This window comes from Dysgonomonas mossii, assembly GCF_004569505.1.
Lineage (GTDB): Bacteria > Bacteroidota > Bacteroidia > Bacteroidales > Dysgonomonadaceae > Dysgonomonas.
Genome location: NZ_SPPK01000155.1, coordinates 1 through 384 on the forward strand (window position 1 = coordinate 1; position 384 = coordinate 384).

The following is a 384-nucleotide window of genomic DNA, read 5'->3' on the forward strand; positions in this document are numbered from 1 at the left end:
GCGCTGTGGGGTGAAGCGCACAATGGCGCTTCGAACCGGCGCTTATTTCTTGGGCGCGCTCAGGCATTCTTTCATGAATGCCTTGCGCGCGTCGCCCTTCATGTCCTTGGCGTCGGCATTGCACGTCTTCATCTTGTTTTGCTGCGTCATGGCCGCTGCCGGCTTGGCGCTCAGGCATTCCTTCATGAAGGTCTTGCGCTCGTCGCCTTTCTTGCCGGCGGCATCGGCATTGCAGGTGGTCATTTTCGACTGTTGCGCCGTCTTTGCGGCGGGGGCCGCTTCCGGTGCGGCGGCAAAGGCGGTGCTGGCAAACGCGGCAGCGATGCAGAGGGCGATTAATTGTTTCATGGCAAATCCTTGTAGACGCAGGCGATGGAAGGGGAC

General features: G+C 60.4%; 1 protein-coding gene. It reads right to left on the minus strand.

Annotated elements, in window-relative coordinates; all coding sequences use genetic code 11:
* Window positions 1-42: 42 nt before the first annotated feature.
* A partial coding sequence (locus E4T88_RS19105; protein ID WP_221411850.1) for a PsiF family protein occupies window positions 43-384 on the minus strand: 342 nt, incomplete at its 5' end.